Origin of the sequence: Leucobacter sp. USHLN154 (assembly GCF_037145595.1) — a bacterium.
In the GTDB taxonomy this organism is placed as follows: domain Bacteria; phylum Actinomycetota; class Actinomycetes; order Actinomycetales; family Microbacteriaceae; genus Leucobacter; species Leucobacter alluvii.
Genome location: NZ_JBBCXF010000004.1, coordinates 260,254 through 280,597, shown reverse-complemented (window position 1 = coordinate 280,597; position 20,344 = coordinate 260,254). Strand labels below are relative to the sequence as shown.

The following is a 20,344-nucleotide window of genomic DNA, read 5'->3' as shown; positions in this document are numbered from 1 at the left end:
CCCGAAGAGACGATATGGCAACGCTTGAGGCTCCCGGCCAACGAGGCGGCGATGCTGGCGAGCGCGTCGCCGTCCTGCTGCGCGACGAGATTCTCCGCGGGGTGCTGAGCCCGGGCGAACGGATTCGTCAAGAACATCTGGCCGAGAGATTCGGGGCGAGCCGAGTGCCGATTCGAGAGGCGATCCGGATCCTGGTGCATGAGGGTCTCGTCACTTCCAAGGCCAATGCCGGCTCGTGGGTCGCGCGGCTCACTCTCGCCGAGTGCGAAGAGGTCTACATGATGCGTGAGCGCCTGGAGCCATTACTCCTCAGGTGCAGCGCCCCGTCGCTCACCGACGCCGATTTCGTCGAACTGGAAACGCTCGCCACGCAGGTCGCCCGCGCATCGGACGAGGGAGACGTCGACGGCTTTCTCCGGCTCGATCGCCAGTTTCACCTCGTGAGCTACGCGCATGCTCACACGCAGCAGCTCGGCGATGTCATCTCGAAACTGTGGAACAGCACGGCTCCGTATCGGCGCGCCTATATCGCGACCTGGTCGCCGGAACTGCGCCGGCTCGCGAACGACGAGCACAATATGTTGATCGAGACCCTGCGCGACGGCGACCTCGACGAGGCAGAACGGGTGCTCGCGGGTCACATTCGTCGCACACGCCGTCAGCTCTCGAAGCACCCCGAGATATTCGAGGGGGCGGGCTCCTAGTACTCGTTCGCGATGAAGAGCTCTTGCGCCGGAAACTTCGTCAGCACGGTGGTCCCCGTCTCCGTCACCACGAGCTCCTCCTCGATGCGGGCGGCCGAGAAGCCATCGGCAGCAGGAAAATAGGTCTCCATCGCGAAGACCATGCCCGGTCGAAGCTCAACCGGGTCCTCGAACGAGTTCAGGCGCGAGATGATGGGCCGCTCGTGCAACCCGAGTCCGAGCCCATGCGCGAACTGCAGCCCGAAGGCGGCGAGTTCGCTCTCGAATCCGAAGTCACTGGCTTTCGGCAGAACCTTCGCGACATCATCGCTTCCCACACCAGGTCGGATGGAATCGATCGCGGCGTCCATCCACTCGCGCGCCTGCTGATACGCGTCCTTCTGCACTTGGGTCGCCGACCCCACGCTGAAAGTGCGGTAATAGCACGTGCGATATCCGTTGAACGAGTGAATGATGTCGAAGAATGCTTGGTCACCCGGCCGAATGACCCGGTCGGTGAAATTGTGGGGGTGCGGGTTGCAGCGCTCGCCGGAGATCGCGTTGACCGCTTCGACCTGCTCCGACCCCATCTCGTACAGGCGCTTGTTGGCGAGGGCGACGATGTCGTTCTCCCGGATGCCGGGCTTCAGCACGTCGACGATATCCTGATAGACGCCATCGACCATCGCAGCGGCCTGATTCAGCAGCGTGATCTCGTCGATCGACTTGATCACGCGGGCGTCCAGCATCGGCTGCTGGGCGTCCGCGATCCTCAGTCCCTGGCGTTCCATCTCGAAGAGGAACGGCGGTTCGATGATGTCGACGCCGATCGGCGCGTCAGCGAGCCCTTCCGAGGCCAGGATCGAGGCGATCTCCGCCACCGCCGTCTGCATGAGTCCGGCGCGCGGCGCGACCGCTCCACGGAAGCCGAGGAATCCGGCTCGGTAATGGTCTTCGGGAGTCCACTGCGAGTAGAGCTGATGGTGCTTCACGGCAGACCCGAAATCCCAAAGGATCGGCTCCTGGCCGGGCAAGAGGAGCGCGTAGCGGATCATCTTGTCACCGAGCGCCCCGCCGATCCACGTCTGCGTCGTATAGCGAATGTTGTAAAAGTCGAAGAGCAGGAAGGCGCCGCATCCGGAGCGCTCGAGCGACTCGTGCGCCCGCGCCAGACGGTACCGCCGCAACCGGTCGAAATCGACGCGCGACTCGTAGTCGACCCCGCTGTGCCCCGGAGCGGGAATGGGTCTCGTCCAGTCGTAATTTGGCGACAGGTCCGGTCGAGCCGGTCGCTGCGTCGCGTCGTGTGCTGACATGTCACTCTCCTCACGTTCGGACGTCACTGAAACGCACCGCGCTTACTGCGCGGTGTACCCGCCGTCCAGCACGAGTTCTGCGGCCGTCATGTAACTCGATTCGTCACTCGCGAGAAAGAGTGCGCCGTTCGCGATCTCTCTCGGTGTACCCAACCGTCCCAGAGGCGTCTTCGCCAACACGTCGGCCGTGATGTCCGCATGCTGAGCTGCGATGAGCGGAGTGTCGATGAGGCCGGGATGCAGCGAATTGCAGCGGATACCGTCATCGATGTACGACAGCGCCACATTCTTGCTGAGCTGACGCACCGCCGCCTTCGAGGCGGTGTACGCTGCGACCCCCGCCGCACCGGCGATCCCCCAGATGGACGAGGTGTTGATGATCGATCCGCCCCCCGAAGCCTGCATGTGCGGAATCACGGTGCGGCACCCGTAGAAGACTCCATTGAGGTTCACGTCGATCACGCTGCGCCAGTCCTCGAGCGGGATCGTCGCCACCGGCTCGTACGACTGCACTACGCCGGCATTGTTGAAGAGTATGTCGATGCGCCCGTGCTGCGCGATGACGAGGTCGACGGTCTTCTTCCAATCCGCCTCCGACGTGACGTCCAGCACCACCGGAGTGATGCGCGTCGAGGTATATCCGGTCGCCGGCTGCACGTCCGCGGCGAAGACCGTGGCACCCTCTTCAGCGAACCGTTCCGCGGTGGCCCGCCCGATACCCCCGGCCGCTCCAGTGACGAGCGCGATCTTGTCATTCAGTCTCATTGCGTTCCCCCCAGCGACCCGGTGATACTGCACGGCGTTCGGAGCGCGCTCAGAGCGCCGCGCTCAGTTCGACGTGAACCTTGAGATTGCGCGAAGCGTCCCTCGACGCGTCCAGCGCAGTGATCGCATCGTCGATCGCGAACCGTTCCGTAACGAGCGGCGACAGGTCGATCCCGGTCCGCTCGAGGAATCGGATCGCCTCCGGCCACACCCCGGGAGACCCGATGGTGCCGACAATGCGCAGCCCCTTGGACTGGATGAGGCCCAGGGGCGCGCTCGCCTCGCTCCCGACGTTGATGCCGATGAATCCCAGACGCGCACCGTGTGCGGCGATGCGGATCGCGTTCGCCATCACCGCCGGGTTGCCGCTCGCCTCGATCACCACGCTCGGCCCCCGACCGTCGGTCAGGGTCGCCAGGAGAGCTTCGGCTTCAGCAGGATCCACGGCGTGGTCGGCTCCCAGCTGCAGTGCCGCCTCGCGACGCGGAGCAGAGGGTTCCACCGTGACGACCACCGCGCCGAGTGCGTGAGCAGCAGCGGTGGTCATGAGACCCACGGGACCGGCTCCGAGCACCGCTACCGTATCGCTCGCGTTGATGTTCCCCACCGACATGAGCGCGTGATAAGCGACGGTGAACGTCTCGATGAGCGCCGCGCTCGAATAGTCGATGCTCTCGGGAATGCGATGCAGCCACTCCGGGCGCGCCACGAAGAAGTCGGCGATCGCACCGCTGATCGAGAACCCGAAGTGATCCTCGCCGATCACGCACTCGCCTACGACGCGGTCGCCCACGGTGAAATCCGTCACCTTCTCGCCCACGGCGACGATCTCGCCGGCCCATTCGTGCCCGGGAATGATCGGGTAGCTGAACGGAATGATGTATCGGCCCTCGAGAAGCTCGATGTCGGAATGGCAGATGCCGACCGAACGAGCGGCGACGAGCACCTCGTCCGCCCCGATTTCGGGGGTGGGCAGCTCGGATACTTGGGGCTCGTTCTCCGAGACGAACTGCAGCGCTTTCATCACATCACTCCTTTGTCGGTTCGACTTGCCGTTCAGCCCGCAGGGCCTCCCGCGGAGACCCACAAGGATTCAGGCTTACTACGCAAAACGTACAGTGCTAGCGTACACTGAACTGCGATCCGGTCCATAGCTCACACGCTCGAAGGGCATCAATTCATGTCATCCAATCATCGCGCTCCGCGCGCGCTCGTCGTCGGCGCAAGCGGCATCTCCGGCCAGGCGGTTTGCCGAGAACTCGTCGCACAGGGGTGGGAGGTATTCGGGCTCAGCCGGTCGCCCCGCCCTCTCGAAGGCGTCACGCCGGTCGGAGCAGATCTGCTCGATCCCGAGACGCTGACTAGGCTCGCCGAGCTCAAACCGGAAACTGTCTTCATCACTACCTGGATGCGCATGAGCACCGAGGCCGAGAACATCCGGGTGAATCGTTTGGCGATGGCGAACCTGCTGGCGGCCCTCGAACCGGCTGGAACCGTGTCGCACATCGCCCTCATGACCGGGCTCAAGCACTACCTCGGCCCCTTCGAGGCCTATGCGAGCGGCGCATCAGCCGACACGCCCTTTCACGAAGAGGAACCGCGGATCGAGATCCCGAACTTCTACTACGCGCAGGAGGACGAGCTGTTCGCGTCCGCAGAGCGCGCAGGCTTCACGTGGAGCACCCATCGGGCGCACACGATCGTCGGTTTCGCGACCGGCAACGCCATGAACATGGCCCTCACGCTCGGCGCGTACGCGGAGATCTGCCGCGCGACCGGCGAACCCTTCATTTTCCCGGGCTCGGAGACGCAGTGGAACGGGGTGACCGACGTCACCGACGTCGACCTCCTCGCCGAGCAGATGGTCTGGGCGGCGGCGACCCCGGCCGCGGCGAACACGGCCTTCAACATCACCAACGGCGACGTCTTCCGCTGGCGGTGGATGTGGCGGCGCATCGCCGAGTACTTCGACGTGCCGTGGGAGGGCCACAACGGCGAGGATCGGCCGCTCGAACCCCGGATGGGGAGCGCTGCCGCCGCGTGGGATGAGATCGTCTCCGCCCATGAGCTTGTCGAGCCGGATCTCTCACGCGTCGCCTCCTGGTGGCACACCGACAGCGATCTCGGACGCCCGATCGAGTGCTTCGCCGACATGCGCCGCAGCCGCGAGCGCGGTTTCGACAACAATCGCATTTCGCTGGAGAGTTTCCGCACCGCCTTCGACCGGTATCGCGCCGCCGGCATTCTTCCGCAGCGCTGACGATGTCGGGGGCACGGCAGCCGTTACCCGGCCGCCGCGCCCCCGAACCGTTCTCGAGCTATGCAGCCGAGACTCGATGCTTCACGCGAGCGCGAACGACCGAGTAGACGACGGCGGCGACCAGGATCATGAGCCCCTGCAGGTAGTACTGCCACGACTGATCGAGCTTCAAGAAGAACATCGCGTTGAGTACTTGGGTGAGCAGCAGCGCGCCCAGAAGACTCCCCACGAACGTGCCTCGCCCGCCGAAGAGGCTGGTCCCGCCGAGCACGACCGCGGTCACACTCGTGAGCGTGTAGTTGACCCCCTGGGATGCGTCGCCGACACCGAGCTGCGCCATGAGCATGAGCGCTCCGAAGAACGTGAGCAACGAGGCGAAGATGTACGCGCTGATGACCGTGCGATTGATCTTCACGCCGACTCGGCGCGCATTGGCCTCTTCCGAGCCGGTCGCACGAAGACGCCAGCCCCACACCGTCTTCTTGAGCGCGAACTCGAGCCCAGCGGTGCAGAGCAGCAGGACGATGAACGCGACCGGCACCATGTCCAGCACCTTGAACTGGATCACGTCGGAGACCGCGCTATCGATGTTCCCACCAGGAGTAGGGCGGAGGATGAAACTGAACCCTTGGAGGGCGAAGTACATCGCGAGCGTCGCCGCGATCGCCGTGAATTTCAGATAGCGGATCAAGAGCCCGTTGATCAGCCCGGTCAGGATCGACACGAGAATCATCGCCGCGAGTCCGAGCAGCATCGACGCCGCATGAGCCCCGCCGGAGAAGTGGAATGAGGCGATGACGACGAGCACCCCGGCCAGGGGGCCGACCGACATGTCGATGCCGCCGAGAAGCAGCGCCATCGTCTGCCCCAGCGCGATGAACCCGAGCGCGGTGGTCAGCATCAAGACAGAGGAGACGTTGAAGGCATTGAGGTATTTGTCGTTCAGCCCGAGGATGTAGGCTCCGAGCCCGATGATCACGACCCCGAGCAGCAGCACCGGCGCATAATCGCCCTGCAAGAATCTCGACAGCTTGCTCGTTCCGACATCGCGCTTCGCGACGGTCGAGAGGGTCTCGGTCGTGGAGCTCACCGCGGTGTGCACCATGCGATCCTCCTGGATCTCATCCCCGACGAGATCCGCAACGACCTGCCCGCGCGAGAGGACGATGACCCGATCGCACAGGCCCTCGAGCTCCTTCGCGTCGGACGAGGCGACGATGACCGGGGTGCCCTGCGACGAAATCTCTCGGATGATGCGGTACAGCTCGGCGCGGGCTCCGACGTCGACGCCCTGGGTCGGCTCGTGTGCCAGGACGAGGTTCGGCTGGGCGAGCACCGTTCGAGCCATGACGACCTTCTGCTGATTTCCACCCGACAGAGCCGACACCTCTGCGTCGAGCGATGGTGCCTTCACCGCCAGTGCGCGCAACTGCTCGGTGACCAGGTCGTGCTCGGCTCGGCGACTCAGGACGGGCCCCTTTCGGAACCGCTTCAGCGCAGCGATCGCGGCGTTCTCGCGCACGGTCAGACGCATGATCAGACCTTCGTGGTGGCGGTCGGCCGGCATGTAGCCCGAAGTCTCGAGGAGCTGCTTCGCGCTGAATTCGCGTCCGTCGATGACGACCGAGCCTTCATGCGGAGCAAGACCGGCGAGCGCGCGCATGAGTTCTTCCTGCCCGTTCCCGACGACGCCCGCGATGCCGATGATCTCGCCCGGTCTCGCGGAGAAGGAGACATCGTGCACGCCCTCGGCGCTGAAGTGCTCGATCACGAGGTTGGGAACCGCATCACTCGGGGCGTGGTACTTCTCAGGGAACGCGGACGCCAGGCGTCGACCGACGATCAGCGCGAGTAGTTCGTCATCGGTGACCTCCGACATCAGCGCGTCAGCCCGAGCGACGTGACCGTCACGCAGCACCGTGACACGCTGGGCGAGCTGGCGCACCTCCGCCATGCGATGGGTGATGTAGATGATCGCCGTGCCATCCTCGGTCCATTCGGCGATGAGATCGAACAGCATGTTCACCGCATCGCTGCCGAGCGGGGCTGTGGGTTCGTCGAGCACGAGCACCCTCGGCTGCACCGCGAGCGCTTTCGCGATCTCGAGCAGGTGCTTTTGGGCGACGCTCAGGTTCTCCACCCGATCGGCGAGGTGCACGTTCAGGCGCACGCGTCCGAGCAGCTCCTGAGCGACTTCATTCGTGGGACGTCCGGCGAAGACCGAAGTCGGCAGTGCCACGCGCAGGTTCTCGAGCACCGTGAGGTCGGGGAGCACCGCGGGGTGCTGATGCACGATGGCGATCCCCAGCGCGGTCGCCTGGGTCGGCGTCATCGCGGTGAACGTCTCATCTCCGACCGTGATCGACCCCGTGTCCGGGGTCAGCGATCCCGTCGCGACATTCATCAGCGTCGACTTGCCCGCGCCGTTCTCGCCCAGGAGCGCGTGAACCTCACCGGCGTGGATCCCCAGGGACACATCCGTGAGCGCCGGGACCCCCGAGAAGCTCTTGCCGATCCCAGCGAGTGACATGACCGGCTGTTGCGCGTTGGCATCGCTCTGCTGCACGTTGGTTTCCTTCGATTCTGATTGCGAATCCGTCGGCGACGGCCACGGGGCCCCCGCCGACGGAAACGGTTCTCTGACTAGTTGCCGATGAGTTCTGCCTGCTCCTCGCCCGAGAGCGCGGCGGAGGAGAGGTAGATGTCGTCCGGCAGATCCGGCTCGCACTGCACGGGCTTGTCGTCCGACGTCGAGTCCTCGAAGACGCCGCCCGCGTACGCCGTCTCTGCGGGCACCTCGCCACCGGTCGCGCGTGCGATCGCGTGTTGCACGGCGAGCGCGATGTTGTCGGTACCCGTCTTGATGGTCATCATCTTGAAATCGGGGTTCGACTCCTGGTTGTCCGTCCAGAAGCAGCCGAGCACATTGCCGTCGGATGCCGCGAGTGCCGGGATCGAACGTCCCGCCTTCTCGAACTCGGGAAGCGCGCCGACCAGCGAAGGCCCGTAATCGGAGACGATCACGTCGATCTCCGGGTACTTCGCGATTGCAGCGGTGAGCACCTGCTGAGTCTTCGACGGATCCCAATCGGTGATTTCGAAGGGCTGCTCGCCGATGAATTCGTACTTCTCGTCGCTCAGGACCTCGTCGAGTCCGGCCTTCTCGTCGAGGCCTTGGGTCGTTCCCGCCGGCCCGCTGAGGAAGAGCACCTTCGCTCCGTCGGGGAACTGCTCCTTGATCCAGTTTCCGAACGTGCGCCCATCCTCGACGTAGTCGGAGCCGATCCAGACGTCGTAGTCCTTCTCGTCCTCGCCGCCAACCCCGTCGCGGTACGGCACCGTGACGACGCCCGCGTCGTGCGCCGACCGGAGGGCGGGCAGGATCGCCTCGCCAGACGCTGTATGCACGACGATCGCACTGGAGCCGGTCGCCACTGCGCCGTTGATATCAGAGATCGCCTTCTGCGTGTCGCCCTGACCATCGATGATCTCGAACGACGTGACACTCGGGCACATCTCGGCTTCGATCTTGCCCGTCTCGGCTGCGATCTTGCGCCAGCCGTTGACGATGTAGCCGTCGAGGAACGTGACGCTCGCCTCATCGGGCCCGCACCACGCGGGTGCGTCGCCCATGTCGGCACCCGATTCGCCGCCGGCCTCATTTGAGCCGCCGCCCGAACACGCGGTGAGCAGCAGCAGGCCCGCCGAGAGCGCCGCAGCTCCGGTGAGCAGTTTCCTGGAGATTTTCATGTTTTTTCCTTTCACATCACGTGCGAGTTTCGGTCGGAGCGTCGTTCAGAGGAGCATCGGGTCATGCCGCCGCGGGCTGAACTGACGCCCGACCTCGAGACCGCAGCCACCGCCGCACTCGACCCCAGTTGATGGTGTAGATCGCGACGCCGAGTACGAGCGCGCCAGCCTGCATCAGCGTGCGCGCGGCGTACGGGACGCCGAGCGCGAGCGAGAACTGCTCCAACTGGGTCAGGAAGAACGCCGCGACGATCGTCGCGATCGGGAAGCCCCGACCGCCGAGCAGTGATGTTCCGCCGAGCACCACGACGGCAACGGACGGGAGCAGGTAGTTGTTGCCGAGATAGGCCGTGGGCTGTGCCACGATCCCGGCGAGCATGATACCCGCGAGCGAGTAGAGCAGTTGCGCCCAGACGTACGCGCTGACCTTGTGCGTGCGCACCCGGAGACCCATGGCCCGGGACGCGGCAGGACTCGCGCCGATACCTTCGAATCGACGACCAGGAACCGTCTTCTTGAGGAGAAGCGACACGAGCATCAGCGCCACGGCGAGCAGGAGCAGGCTGTTCGGGATCCCGAGTACGGTGCCGTTGGTGATACTCGCGAGGAGCGATGTCGTCGTTCGCGGAACGCCTCCCGAGATGGCGAGGATGACTCCGAACATCAACCCGTTGCTGCCGAGTGTCGTGATCACGGCGTTGAGCCCCATCACCCCGACGAGGAATCCGTTCACGAGACCACCGACCACGGCGAACGCGATGCAGAGCAGCACGGCGATTCCGAGCCGGCTCGAGTCCCCGTTCGGCACATGGGTGGTGAGCACCACTGCGATGGAGACGGCCCCCGGCACTGACAGATCGATACCGGCCTGCTGGACGACGAGCATCTGCCCGAGGCCTGCGATCGCGAGCACCGACGCGAACGGGATCATTCCCAGGAGCACTCCGGGAGCCAGGCTCGAGGGAGCCACGAGGAAGCCCAGCACCAGCACTGCGACGACGGCGATGACCATGGTCACCAGCCCCTGCGAGATCTGCAGACGTGAGCCGCTGAGCGCGGGTCGCTGGGACTCGGGTGCCATTCTCTCTCCTTTGAAGATCGTCACCCGCGCGAGTGAACACACAGCGCGCGTTATGTTGAGTGTGACTTTACATTCTGTGTGCCAGCGTTCACAAACCCGAAACAATAACGAATTGGTATCGACTCGGGTCCCGGCATTCCCTCGCCGCCGCCGGTTCAGCTCGGAGTCGCCTGCACCAGCACCTTCACCTGGTCACCGGCCGGGTCGAGCAGTGCATCGAAACCCTGCTGCACGACGTCGTCGATCGATATCTGTGCGCTGACCGCCTTCTCGACGGGCAGCCGCCCCCGACCGATGAGATCGATGATGCGCGGCCAATCGGTGACCGGGAAGCACCAGGTGCCCGCAAGGGTAATGTCGCGCTCCGACAGCACCATCGGATCGATCGCTGCCGCCTTGGTGTGCAAGCCGGTCTGAGAGACGTGGCCGGCAGCTCGCACTGCGGAGAGCGCGGTCTGCAGCGCACGCTCATTTCCCGAGCATTCGATCACCGCGTCGACACCGACCCCCTCGGTCCGGTCTCGAAGCTCCGCGACGACGTCGGTGCTCGTGGGGTCGAGCACCGCTCCGACGTCGAGGCTTCGCGCAAGTTCGAGACGCCTCGGGTTCACCTCCGAGATCGTGACGTTGGCTCCAAGCGACGCGGCGTAGAGCGCCGCCAACACGCCGATGGGCCCGGCGCCCGTGATCAGCACCTCGTCTCCAGGGCGCACTCCCGCGCGGTCGACGCCGTACGCTGCGACAGCTGTCGGCTCCACGAGGGCGCCCTGCAGGTCGGTCATGCCCTCGGCCAGCGGTGTCACCTGCGCGGCAGACACGACGCACTGCTCGGCGATGCCGCCCCAGCGGTAGCTCAGTCCGACGCAAGCCATGGTCGCGCAGAGGTGTCCGCGGCCCCGTCGGCACTGATAGCACGTGCCGCAGAAGATGAGTGGCATCACGGAGACTTTCTGGCCGACGCGAAGTTTCGTGACGGCAGCACCGACTTCGAGCACTTCGGCAGAGAACTCATGTCCGAGAATCTGCGGCGCCTCGGCGTGAGTCAGCGGGTGGGGGTGACTCGGGATCACAATCGGACCCTGCGCGTACTCGTGCAGGTCTGTTCCGCAGATGCCGCACCAGATCGGCCTCACGCGCACCTCGTGCGCACTCACATCCGTCGGCTCCGCAACCTCTTCGACCCGTACATCTCGAGCACCGTAGAACACTGCTGCCTTCATTTCAGTCTCTCCTTCGAGTTCCGGTAGACGACCTCTGCAAGACGACTTCCATGCGTCATCGCAGGGGCGTTCGACTGTTCAGTATAACTACACTTTTTGCGCATTCCGCGACCTTGTTCGAGCAAATTCGAGCGGGCGATATTTGCTCTTCGTTACGTGGGCAGGGATCTCCCGCACTTCTCAGCTGTAGCCCTTGATCACAGCCACGAAACCGTGTTAAGTAGCGGTGTCCCATTCCACCACCACAGGAGCTCATATGGCATTCGTCGTCGAAGGCGTGCACCACGTCGGGATCACCGTGCGCAGCATGCAGCGCTCGTTCGAGTGGTACTCCCGCATGTTCGGGTTCGAGCCCGGCCCCGTGAATCACAACGAGGGCCCCGACCTCGAGGCCGGCGTGCAGGTACCCGGAGCCGTACTCGACTACTCCATGATCCGCATCGGGTCGGTGAACGTCGAGTTCCTCGAGTACGCGGAGCCGGACGGCGAGGAGCATTCGCCGCGCAACTGCGACATCGGAGCGACGCACCTCTGCTTGCAGGTGGATGACTTGGAGGAGGCGTACCGCGTGCTGCAGGAGCGCGGGGCGGTGTTCAATGCTCCCCCGGTCGAGCTGACCGAGGGAGCATTGGCAGGATCTCGCTGGGCGTATCTGCGCGACCCTGACAACGTGCAGCTGGAGCTCTGGCAGTATCCACGGCCCCAGTGAGTCCGCTCGCGTGGGCTACTGCGCCGTGTACCCTCCGTCGACCACGATCTCCGTGCCGGTGACGAACTTCGACTCATCGGAGGCGAGGTAGAGCATCGCGTAGGCGACGTCCTCCGGGTCGCCGATGACACCGAGGGGATGCTCCCCCCGCATCTTCTCCAGGTACGCGTCGACCCCGCCGGGCAGCAGCTTGCCCTTCTCGAGGTTGAGCGGCGTGAGTATCGTGCCGGGCATTACCGAGTTCACGCGGATCCCCTCGGAGGCGTACGTGATCGCGTCGGTCTTCGACATCATGCGAATCGCTCCCTTCGTCGTGTGATAGACGGGAACGTCCGCATTGCCGATCAGGCCGTAGATCGACGACGTGTTGACGATGCTCGTCATTCCCTCGGTGCGCCGCAGGTACGGGATCGCGTGCTTCGTGCACAGAAACGGCCCACCGACGTTGACCGTGAACACCGTTTTCCAGTCCTCGAAATCGACGTTCTCCACCGGATCGGTCGGCCCAGAGATGCCCGCGTTATTGATCAGCACGTTGAGGGCCCCGAAGCGTTCGAACACGGCCGCGAACACCTCCGCGACCGTCGCCTCGTCAGTCACGTTCATCTGCCAGAACTCCGCGTGACCGCCACTGCGTCGGATCTCTTCGGCGACCTCCTCGCCCCTCGGCGACATATCCGTCAGCGCCACCACGGCTCCCTCCGCGGCGAAGAGCTTCGAGATCGCCTCTCCCATTCCGTTCGCCGCTCCGGTGACGAGTGCCACCTTCCCGTTCAGTCGTCCGCTCATGGTCAGTACCTCTCCTTCTTCTTCATTGAGCTTCGGGTTCCCCGCCGCGCATGATTCCGTGCGCCTGGTCCAGCAGTTCGAGCACGCCCGCTTCCAACCGAGGCGCGAATGCCGTGTCGCCGGGCCGTTCTCCGGCCAGCCACCGGGAGTAGATCGCTTCGCAGAAGACCGCTGATTTCCACAGTGCCAGCACCTGGTACCACGCGATCGCCGAGAGGTCGAGACCCGTCCGCACGGCGTACCGCTCCGCAAGGTCGTTCCGGGTCAGATACCCGGGAAGCGCGGTGACCGAGCTGAGTTGCATCACCGATCCCGCTCGCCCGGGCTCCGCGTAGGTCGCCATCAGATACCCGAGATCCGCGAGAGGATCCCCGAGGGTCGCCATCTCCCAGTCGAGCACGAGGATGACGCGCGGACCACCCCCGTCGGGCTTCGCGAACATGACGTTTCCCAGGCGATAGTCGCCGTGCACGATGGACGCCGCCTGCGGCGTCGGAACGCGCGCAGCGAGCCACGAGCCCAGCTCCGAGACGAGTGGGACGCGACGGGTCGAGTTCACGTCCCACAGCGCACCGAATCGCCGCACCTGGCGCTCCAGGTATCCGGCTGGGCGGCCGAGGCTGGCAATCGGCTCGGCCGCGATGGGCAGCTGATGGAGATCGACGAGCGTATCGACCAGTTGCGCACTCACGCTCGTGCGCGATTCGGCGTTGCACCAGGGTTCGGGCTCGGTGTCGGTCAGGATCACGCCCTCCGAGAAGGGCATGACGTAGAACGGCACGCCGAGCACGTGTTCGTCTTCACACACGGCGAGGATCTCGGGAACGGGCACACCGCTGGCTGCGAGCGCACGCAGCAACCGGGCCTCCCGCACCATATCGTGCGTCGACTTCGGGAGCGGAGGGCGGGGACCGCGGCGGAGCACCAGGGTTCGATCCCCCTGCGTGACTCTGAAGGTCACGTTGGACTGCCCGTCGCCGATGCGTTCGGCCTCGACCGCTCCGCTGCCGAGGCCGTGAGACTCGAGGAAGCGCCTCACCCGCCCACGATGGAACAGCTCGTCAGGTCCGCGATCATGCATCTCCGACCCCCCATTCGCGCAGGGCATCCAGCGCAGGTTCGCCTGCCGCTCGCTCCCGGGAGCGAGACTTCACCGCTCGTCGGGCGATCGCCCATCGCTGCGTCTCGTTCGAGCCGTCGTAAATGCGGAACGGGCGCACCTCGTTGAAGAAGCTCGCGAGCGGCAGGTGCTCGGAGACCCCTTCACCGCCGAGCAGCTGCATCGAGCGATCGACGACCCGCACGATCGCCTCGGAGCAGTGCACCTTCGCGACCGACGAGAGCGCCGCACCGGCGCGCGGGTCGTTCGCGAGCAGCGCGGCCGTGCGCGAGATGATCGCGTCGGAGGTCTCGATGTCGATCACGGAGTCCGCGAGCATCCCCTGCGCGATGCCGAGCTCGTTCACGCGGGAACCGAAGAGCTCGCGCGCCGCCGCCCGGTCGAGGGCGGTGCTGTGCGCACGCCGGGCGAGACCGAGCCATCGCATGCAGTGAGTGAGACGGGCCGGCCCCAATCGCACCTGCGCGTAGCGGAACCCCAGTCCGACCTCGCCGAGCACCGCGGTCTCGGGCACGCGCACGTCGTCGAAATGCACGTGCGGGTGGCCCCCGACGATGGCACGATCCATGGTGCGCAGCGGCGCGCCCACGCGAACACCGGGGGTGTTCATGGGCACCAGGAACATCGTCGCGCCGTCCCCGCCGTCCCCGTCGTCCCCGAGAGTTCTCGCCATCACGATGGCGAGGGCCGCCCCGACGGCCCCGCTGCTGAAGCGCTTCACTCCCGAAATGACCCACCCGTCCCCGTCGCGCGCTGCAACGGTGCGGAGCGCCGACGGGTCGGATCCTGCGCCTGGGTGCGGCTCGGACATGCCGAAGCACGAACGGGTCTGGCCCGCGGCGAGCGGCCTCAGGTACTCTTCGCGCTGTGCCGCGGTCGCGACCTCTCCGAGCATGTGCATGTTCCCCTCGTCGGGGGCCATGCAGTTGAGGGCGAGCGCGCCGAGCGGGGAGTACCCGGCCTCTTGGAATACCGGAGACCAGTGCTCGATCGGGAGGCCGAGGCCGCCGAACTCGGTCGGAACCTGAGGCGCGAATACTCCGGCAGCGCGAGCATCCGACTGCAACCGGACCCGGAGCTCGTCGTCGACGTGCGTGCCCGGTGCGGGTTCATGGGGCATCACCCGATCTCGGATGAACCTCCGGGTTTCGATCCGAAGATCTTCGACGCGGTCGGGCGTCCAACGGGCGGTGGCGTTCATGATTCGTCCTTCGTCTCAGGCGGTGCCGCCGACGGCCGCCAGTCCGCCGTCGAGCGTGAGCACCTGTCCGCTCACCCAATCGGCATCGGCAGATGCCAGGTACGCGATTGCGGCGGCGACATCTTCGGGTTCTCCCAGTCGTCCAAGCGGGTACTTGGCCGCGACCTCGGCTTCCTTGTCCGCGTAGAGGGCCGAGGCGAACTGGGTTCTCACGACCGCCGGCGCCACGGCATTCACCCGAATCGCGGGACCGAGCTCCGCGGCCAGAGTGCGAGTGAGGTGGCTGAGCGCGGCTTTCGCGACGCCGTAGAGGCCGATTCCCGGCGACGGCGTCTCGGCTGTCGACGACGAGATGTTGACCACCCGCCCGCGTCGCGCTGCGAAGTCCAGACCCTCGTGGCGCACCGACCCCTGCACCCAGGCCAATGCCGCGAGAAGATTCACCTCGATCGTTTTGCGGGCGGCCGCGAGTTCGAGATCGAGGAGGGGCCCGAAGGCCGGGTTCGCGCCGGCCGCGTTGACGAGCACGTCGAGCCCGCCGAAGCGGTCGCGCACGGCGTCGAGCACCGCGGTTCGGTGATCGGGATCATCCGCTTTGCCCGCGACGCCGAACGCACGCCCCTCGGGCAGACGTTCCAGTGCGCGGTCCAAGCCCTCAGCACCTCTCGCGGTAATGCACACGGACGCCCCTTCGTCGGCCAACCGCATCGCCGTTGCGAGACCGATGCCGCGGCTCGCCCCAGTGACGATCGCAACCTGTCCGGCGAATCTGCGGCCGCTCACGGCAGGGTTCGGGGAGCGTTCCATCGGTCTTCCTCCTGGATGTGACACGTTCACAGGGACTGGTTCAGCGGCATCAACCGCTCCAAGAACCACTCGGTCGCCGCGGTAGCGCACTGCAGCAGCAGTGTCTGCTTGCTGTACAGAGCCAGATGATCGGATTTGTCGATCACCACGAGCTTCTTCTTGGCGGTGGGAATGGCGTTGTACGCGCCGATCTCCTCCTCCCAGAGTGTGATGTCGTCTTGCTCGGCGACGATGACGAGGGTCGGGGTGTTGACGATACGCGGCAGAAACGATTTGACGTTGTACGACATGAGGAGGTCGACCGATTCGAGCGTCGCGTCGTACTGATAGTTGGGCGCCACGGTCTTCTGGAAATTGCCGAACACCTCGTATCCCTCGGGGAAGGGCCACGCAGAGATCTCGTTCTCCGTGTCGAGCGTGAAATGCGGCACCATCGTGTCCTCGCCGGTCGAGAAACGTCGTCGCCGCGCTTCGAGGATCGCCTGCTCCAGGCGCCGGAAATTCACCGTGCCATTGTTCAAGCGCATGTTGAGATATCCGTCGATGACGGGGATCTGCGACACCGCGCACTTCACGCGCGAGTCGATCGCTGCGAGCACCAACGAGTGCCCGCCGCTGTAGGAGAGTCCCCAGACACCGATGCGATCCGAATCGACTTCACTCAGGGTTTCGGCGAAGCTGATCGCATTCCGGTAGTCCTCGATCTGCATGGTGGGATCGATGTGCTGTCGGCGCTGGCCGTCGCTGTCGCCGAAATTCCGATAATCGAACAGCACTGCGGCGAAGCCGTTCTCTGCGAACATCTGCGCGTAGTGCGGTTGCACGATCTCCTTCACGTAGCACCACCCACCCGCCATGACGATGGTGGGGAAGGGGCCCTCTCCACCGTCCGGGGTGTAGAGCCAACCGCGCACCGCGTCCCCGTTGCTCTGAAATTCGATCTCCTGTCGCATTGCGACTCCTCTCTCTCTGCTCACTGCTCTCTCTGCTCACTGTGCGCAGCTCCGACTGGTGCCGGCACTACCCGGGTCTCCGCGGTTCCCTCGGCGATCGCTGCGCGCACTCGCGCTCGCAGCTCGAACTTCTGCACTTTTCCGGAGACCGTTCGCGGAAGCTCGTCGACGAGCAGCAGCGCCTCCGGGAGTTTCTGCATGGCGACCCCGAGCTTCTCGAGCCCGCGAGCGAGACGGGATAGGCGCAATTCGGGATCGGAACTCACGATCACCGCGCACGCTCGCTCCCCCATGACTTCGTCCGGGTATCCGACAACGGCCGCATCCCGGACCTCGTCGAACTGCACCAAGAGGTCCTCGACCTCTTTCGCGCTGATGTTCTCACCGCCGCGAATGATCAGGTCCTTCACCCTGCCGACGATGGTGAGCGCGCCGTCGTCGTCGATTCGCACGAGATCTCCTGTTCTGAACCAGCCGTCCGCCGTGAAGGCGTGCGTGTTGTCGTTCGCGTCGAGGTAGCCGGCGAACATCTCCGGGCCCGAGACCTCGAGCTCGCCGGTCCCGAACGAGGCTCCTCCCGCGAGCCGCGCTCGCGCTTCACCGATCGGGGTGCCGTCCGTGCTGTATCGGTGGGCGTCGGTCGCGCCCGGGTGCACGGTGGAGAGGGTCGGAAACTCCGTGGATCCGTAGGTTCTCGAGATGCGCGTCCCCATCGCGAGTTCTGCACGCTCGATCAGGGACGCCGGAATCTCGGCGCCGCCGCAGAGGAAGTAGTGCAACGACGACGGTGCCCCCGACTCCGTGTAGGCATCAGTCAGCCCGCGAAGAAACGGCGTCGCGGCGACCGTGATCTCGCATCGGTGGGTCTCGATCAGCTCGCGCGCGGCGTCCGGGTCCCATCTGTCGAGCAGCACCACCCCACCCTCGGTGAGCACCGGCATGAGCACTCCGTACAGCAGCCCGGTGATGTGCGTCAGCGGCGAAGGCATGAAGACCAGCGCACCGCTGGTCGCGAATGCGTCGGCGATCGATTGGGCTTCGACGAGCAGCGAGCGGTGCGTGTGGAGGACTCCTTTCGGGCGGCCGGTCGTTCCCGATGTGTACATCAACATGCACACATCGTCGGGAGCGCCCGTTTCCGATCGGTACCGGGGAGGGTTCGGCGAGGATTCTCGCGAGCCCTCGGCTCGCCCGCGCACCTCGAGAACCGCTGCGCGGCTCCCGCAGTTCCGGAGCACCTCGGAGATCATCGATGCATGATCGGTGCCCCGGTACCGGTGCGGTGCGACGACTGCGTCGGGCGGTTGCATCGTGAAGAGCACCTGCAGGTCGTGTTCGCGATAGATCGGCGTGAGGAGGTTGACGGTCGCTCCGAGGCCCCACACCGCGTACATGATCGCGACCGTCTCCCACCAGTTCGGAAGCTGGACCGCGACGAGGCTTCCGCGCGAGATCCCGTGTTCGCGCAGGCGCGCTTGCCATCGGGCGGCCTCCTCCACCAGTCCGGCGAGTGTCAATCGCGCCGTGCCGTCGATCACGAATACGCGATCAGGTTCCCGCTCGGCCGCCTCCCGCAGTCGCTCGGTGATCGTCCGATCCTGCGCCGCGGAAGCTGCGAACGCGTGGCCACCTCGCCACGTCGGCGTGATCATCGTGCTCCTCCAACGGTCCGTCGCGTGACCATCAGATGCTCACCGTGCGCCGGATCGCCGCAGCGATATCATCGTGCCCCGGCAGCCACTCCCGCTCCAGCACGGGCGTGTACGGCGCGGGCTGAAATCTCGCGCCGACGCGCTCGATCGGGGCGTCCAAGAACCAGAACCCGTCCTTCGCCACCGTCGCCACGATCTCCGCCCCGACGCCGAAGTCGGTGACCGCCTCGTGGACGACGACGAGCCGACTCGTGCGCTGAACGGAGTCGAGTACGAGATCACGATCCCACGGCGCCACGGTACGCAGGTCCACGACCTCGACGCTGATTCCCTCTTCGGCGAGCTGCTCAGCGACCTCGACGCACTCGAGGACCATGCGCGAGTACGAGACGACGGTGACCTGCGTTCCGGGCCGCGCGACGCGCGCGACGCCGATCGGCACGAGCGATCCGGGGACGGGAGCCGGGGAGCGTCGCCCGTACAGCATGCGGTTCTCGATGAAGATCACGGGATTCGGATCCTGCATGGCACTGCGCAGCAGGCCGTACGCATCTGCCGAATTCGACGGCATGACCACGGTGAGTCCGGGAATATGGGCGAGAATCGCCTCGAGACTCTGCGAGTGCTGGCTCCCGGCGGATCGCCCGGCACCGAATTGGGTGCGGATCGTGAGCCCCATCTTGGCTCGCCCGGCGGTCATGAAATGCAGCTTCGCCGCCTGGTTCAGTATCTGGTCGAACGCGACTCCGATGAAGTCCAGGTACATGATCTCGACGAGCGGATTCAGCCCGGCCATCGCACCGCCGACCCCGATTCCGAGGATCGCCGACTCCGAGATCGGGGTGTCGAGCATTCGATCGGGGAACACCTGCGCGAGGCCGCGCGACACCGCGAACACGCCGCCTCCCGCCGCCACGTCGATACCCGCGAACACCGCGTTGGAGTCGGCGGTGAGCTCGTCGTGAATGGCGAGTTGGATGGCGGCGAGGTATTTCATCGGCTCACCGCCGGGGTGGGGCTCCTCGACCGCGGCCGGCTTCCGGGGCTCGATGACGTAGTCGCCGACGCTCTCGGGTTCCGGATCGGGCATCGTGAATGCGCGCTCCGCGTCCGAGGCCACTGCATTCCGTTCCTCTTCCTCGATCGCCGAGACGGCGTCGGCGTCAGCACCGCGTTCGAGCAGCTGTCGTCGTGTGATCTCGAGGCAGTCGACCTCAAGACCCGCGCGAAGATGACCGGCGTCGCGGTACTTCTGCTGGTCGCCCTCGTAGTGACCGTGCCACCTCACTGTTCTGGCCTCCACGATCACGGGACCACCGGTGCGCGCATAGCTCGTCGCCGCGGTCATCGCGCCGATCACCTGCGCGACGTCTCCGCCGTCGACGCCGACGTACGGCACGCCGTACCCGCTCGCCCGCTGTTCGAGCATCGCGGGGTGCCCGTCGTCAGCCGCGGTGAACTCCGCATACCCGTTGTTCTCGCAGAAGAACACCACGGGGAGCGACCAGAGCGATGCGAGGTTCACCGCTTCGTGGAAGGCGCCCTGCGACACCGCTCCGTCTCCGAAGAAGGAGACGGTGACTCGGCCGTCGCCGAAGTGCTGCGCTGCGAGCCCGGCGCCCACCGCGATCGGGAGCCCGGCGGCGACGATGCCGTTCGCGCCGAGGATGCCGAGGTCGGGGTCGGCGATGTGCATCGACCCCCCGCGCCCGCCGACCGTGCCCGCGGCCCTCCCGTAGAGCTCGGCGAACATGCCGAACGCGTCGAGTCCTTTCGCCAGGCAGTGCCCGTGACCTCGGTGGTTCGACGTGATCATGTCCGACCGTTCGAGTCGGAGGCACGCGCCGACGGCCGTGGCCTCCTGTCCCAGGGAGACATGCACGAACCCGGGGATCTTCCCCGCCGCGTAGTCGCGGGACACCGTCGTCTCGAAGGCGCGGATCCGTGCCATGACGCGGAACGCTTCGAGCAATTCGTCGATCTCGATCTCCGAGGTCGGTACGATCGACGCGGATGCTTCGGTACTCGCCATGCTGCG

17 protein-coding genes are annotated in these 20,344 nt (G+C 65.7%); 3 read left to right on the top strand and 14 right to left on the bottom strand.

What is annotated here, in order from left to right; genetic code table 11:
* Positions 1–14 precede the first annotated feature (14 nt).
* Positions 15–704: a GntR family transcriptional regulator gene (locus WFH23_RS09300; protein ID WP_336662314.1), complete on the top strand. Its 690-nt coding sequence runs from the start codon at positions 15–17 to the stop codon at positions 702–704.
* On the opposite strand, the gene WFH23_RS09295 is transcribed toward WFH23_RS09300, so the two are convergent.
* Genes WFH23_RS09295 through WFH23_RS09285 form a run of 3 tightly spaced genes read right to left on the bottom strand, consistent with a single transcriptional unit; the run spans position 701 to position 3,788 of the window.
* Positions 701–1,999 (bottom strand): M24 family metallopeptidase, encoded by a 1,299-nt coding sequence (locus tag WFH23_RS09295; RefSeq protein ID WP_336662313.1) that lies wholly within the window; start codon positions 1,997–1,999, stop codon positions 701–703. The genes WFH23_RS09300 and WFH23_RS09295 overlap by 4 nt on opposite strands.
* A gap of 42 nt (positions 2,000–2,041) precedes the next feature.
* Positions 2,042–2,764, bottom strand: a complete 723-nt coding sequence (locus tag WFH23_RS09290; protein ID WP_336662312.1) for an SDR family NAD(P)-dependent oxidoreductase — start codon at positions 2,762–2,764, stop codon at positions 2,042–2,044.
* A gap of 49 nt (positions 2,765–2,813) precedes the next feature.
* A complete protein-coding gene (locus tag WFH23_RS09285) occupies positions 2,814–3,788 on the bottom strand; it encodes a zinc-dependent alcohol dehydrogenase (protein WP_336662311.1) in 975 nt (324 codons plus the stop codon).
* A 156-nt stretch (positions 3,789–3,944) separates the two neighbouring features.
* Between WFH23_RS09285 and WFH23_RS09280 the strand changes: the two genes are divergently transcribed.
* The gene (locus WFH23_RS09280) at positions 3,945–5,024 is read left to right on the top strand and encodes an SDR family oxidoreductase (RefSeq protein WP_336662310.1); all 1,080 of its coding nucleotides are present in this window, start codon (positions 3,945–3,947) and stop codon (positions 5,022–5,024) included.
* Between the two features lie 58 nt (positions 5,025–5,082).
* Here WFH23_RS09280 and WFH23_RS09275 read toward each other — a convergent pair whose 3' ends face one another.
* The 4 genes from WFH23_RS09275 to WFH23_RS09260 all read right to left on the bottom strand — a co-directional run bounded on the left by WFH23_RS09275 (position 5,083) and on the right by WFH23_RS09260 (position 11,075).
* Positions 5,083–7,590, bottom strand: coding sequence for an ATP-binding cassette domain-containing protein (locus WFH23_RS09275; RefSeq protein WP_336662309.1), 2,508 nt, complete (start codon positions 7,588–7,590; stop codon positions 5,083–5,085).
* 77 nt (positions 7,591–7,667) lie between these two features.
* Positions 7,668–8,774 carry a substrate-binding domain-containing protein gene (locus WFH23_RS09270; RefSeq protein ID WP_336662308.1) on the bottom strand — a complete coding sequence of 369 codons (1,107 nt, stop codon included), beginning with the start codon at positions 8,772–8,774 and terminating at the stop codon, positions 7,668–7,670.
* A 61-nt stretch (positions 8,775–8,835) separates the two neighbouring features.
* Entirely contained in the window at positions 8,836–9,855 is a 1,020-nt protein-coding gene (locus WFH23_RS09265; RefSeq protein WP_336662307.1) for an ABC transporter permease, read from the bottom strand.
* Positions 9,856–10,010: 155 nt separating this feature from the next.
* Complete coding sequence (locus WFH23_RS09260) at positions 10,011–11,075, bottom strand: 2,3-butanediol dehydrogenase (protein ID WP_336662306.1); 1,065 nt, start codon at positions 11,073–11,075, stop codon at positions 10,011–10,013.
* Between the two features lie 256 nt (positions 11,076–11,331).
* Here WFH23_RS09260 and WFH23_RS09255 point away from each other — a divergent pair, with 256 nt between their 5' ends.
* On the top strand, positions 11,332–11,784 hold the full coding sequence (locus WFH23_RS09255; RefSeq protein WP_336662305.1) for a VOC family protein: 453 nt from the start codon (positions 11,332–11,334) through the stop codon (positions 11,782–11,784).
* A gap of 15 nt (positions 11,785–11,799) precedes the next feature.
* Here WFH23_RS09255 and WFH23_RS09250 read toward each other — a convergent pair whose 3' ends face one another.
* From WFH23_RS09250 to WFH23_RS09220, 7 genes are read right to left on the bottom strand one after another with little or no spacing between them, the layout of a single operon-like run.
* A complete protein-coding gene (locus WFH23_RS09250) occupies positions 11,800–12,573 on the bottom strand; it encodes an SDR family NAD(P)-dependent oxidoreductase (protein WP_336662304.1) in 774 nt (257 codons plus the stop codon).
* 22 nt (positions 12,574–12,595) lie between these two features.
* Complete coding sequence (locus WFH23_RS09245; protein ID WP_336662303.1) at positions 12,596–13,654, bottom strand: phosphotransferase family protein; 1,059 nt, start codon at positions 13,652–13,654, stop codon at positions 12,596–12,598.
* Positions 13,647–14,894, bottom strand: a complete 1,248-nt coding sequence (locus WFH23_RS09240) for an acyl-CoA dehydrogenase family protein (protein ID WP_336662302.1) — start codon at positions 14,892–14,894, stop codon at positions 13,647–13,649. Before WFH23_RS09240 ends, WFH23_RS09245 begins: the two co-directional genes overlap by 8 nt.
* A gap of 15 nt (positions 14,895–14,909) precedes the next feature.
* Positions 14,910–15,701 (bottom strand): SDR family oxidoreductase, encoded by a 792-nt coding sequence (locus WFH23_RS09235; RefSeq protein ID WP_336662301.1) that lies wholly within the window; start codon positions 15,699–15,701, stop codon positions 14,910–14,912.
* A gap of 26 nt (positions 15,702–15,727) precedes the next feature.
* Entirely contained in the window at positions 15,728–16,654 is a 927-nt protein-coding gene (locus WFH23_RS09230; RefSeq protein WP_336662300.1) for an alpha/beta hydrolase, read from the bottom strand.
* A gap of 20 nt (positions 16,655–16,674) precedes the next feature.
* A complete protein-coding gene (locus WFH23_RS09225) occupies positions 16,675–18,306 on the bottom strand; it encodes an AMP-binding protein (RefSeq protein ID WP_336662299.1) in 1,632 nt (543 codons plus the stop codon).
* Positions 18,307–18,337: 31 nt separating this feature from the next.
* Positions 18,338–20,338, bottom strand: a complete 2,001-nt coding sequence (locus WFH23_RS09220) for an alpha-ketoacid dehydrogenase subunit alpha/beta (protein ID WP_336662298.1) — start codon at positions 20,336–20,338, stop codon at positions 18,338–18,340.
* Between the last annotated feature and the right edge of the window lie 6 nt (positions 20,339–20,344).

Excerpts from the sequence above, each read along its gene's own strand:
- WFH23_RS09300 (WP_336662314.1), top strand. The coding sequence starts at position 15 with ATGGCAACGCTTGAGGCTCCCGGCCAACGAGGCGGCGATGCTGGCGAG.
- WFH23_RS09295 (WP_336662313.1), bottom strand. The coding sequence starts at position 1,999 with ATGTCAGCACACGACGCGACGCAGCGACCGGCTCGACCGGACCTGTCG.
- WFH23_RS09290 (WP_336662312.1), bottom strand. The coding sequence starts at position 2,764 with ATGAGACTGAATGACAAGATCGCGCTCGTCACTGGAGCGGCCGGGGGT.
- WFH23_RS09285 (WP_336662311.1), bottom strand. The coding sequence starts at position 3,788 with ATGAAAGCGCTGCAGTTCGTCTCGGAGAACGAGCCCCAAGTATCCGAG.
- WFH23_RS09280 (WP_336662310.1), top strand. The coding sequence starts at position 3,945 with ATGTCATCCAATCATCGCGCTCCGCGCGCGCTCGTCGTCGGCGCAAGC.
- WFH23_RS09270 (WP_336662308.1), bottom strand. The coding sequence starts at position 8,774 with ATGAAAATCTCCAGGAAACTGCTCACCGGAGCTGCGGCGCTCTCGGCG.
- WFH23_RS09265 (WP_336662307.1), bottom strand. The coding sequence starts at position 9,855 with ATGGCACCCGAGTCCCAGCGACCCGCGCTCAGCGGCTCACGTCTGCAG.
- WFH23_RS09260 (WP_336662306.1), bottom strand. The coding sequence starts at position 11,075 with ATGAAGGCAGCAGTGTTCTACGGTGCTCGAGATGTACGGGTCGAAGAG.
- WFH23_RS09255 (WP_336662305.1), top strand. The coding sequence starts at position 11,332 with ATGGCATTCGTCGTCGAAGGCGTGCACCACGTCGGGATCACCGTGCGC.
- WFH23_RS09250 (WP_336662304.1), bottom strand. The coding sequence starts at position 12,573 with ATGAGCGGACGACTGAACGGGAAGGTGGCACTCGTCACCGGAGCGGCG.
- WFH23_RS09245 (WP_336662303.1), bottom strand. The coding sequence starts at position 13,654 with ATGCATGATCGCGGACCTGACGAGCTGTTCCATCGTGGGCGGGTGAGG.
- WFH23_RS09240 (WP_336662302.1), bottom strand. The coding sequence starts at position 14,894 with ATGAACGCCACCGCCCGTTGGACGCCCGACCGCGTCGAAGATCTTCGG.
- WFH23_RS09235 (WP_336662301.1), bottom strand. The coding sequence starts at position 15,701 with ATGGAACGCTCCCCGAACCCTGCCGTGAGCGGCCGCAGATTCGCCGGA.
- WFH23_RS09230 (WP_336662300.1), bottom strand. The coding sequence starts at position 16,654 with ATGCGACAGGAGATCGAATTTCAGAGCAACGGGGACGCGGTGCGCGGT.
- WFH23_RS09225 (WP_336662299.1), bottom strand. The coding sequence starts at position 18,306 with ATGATCACGCCGACGTGGCGAGGTGGCCACGCGTTCGCAGCTTCCGCG.
- WFH23_RS09220 (WP_336662298.1), bottom strand. The coding sequence starts at position 20,338 with ATGGCGAGTACCGAAGCATCCGCGTCGATCGTACCGACCTCGGAGATC.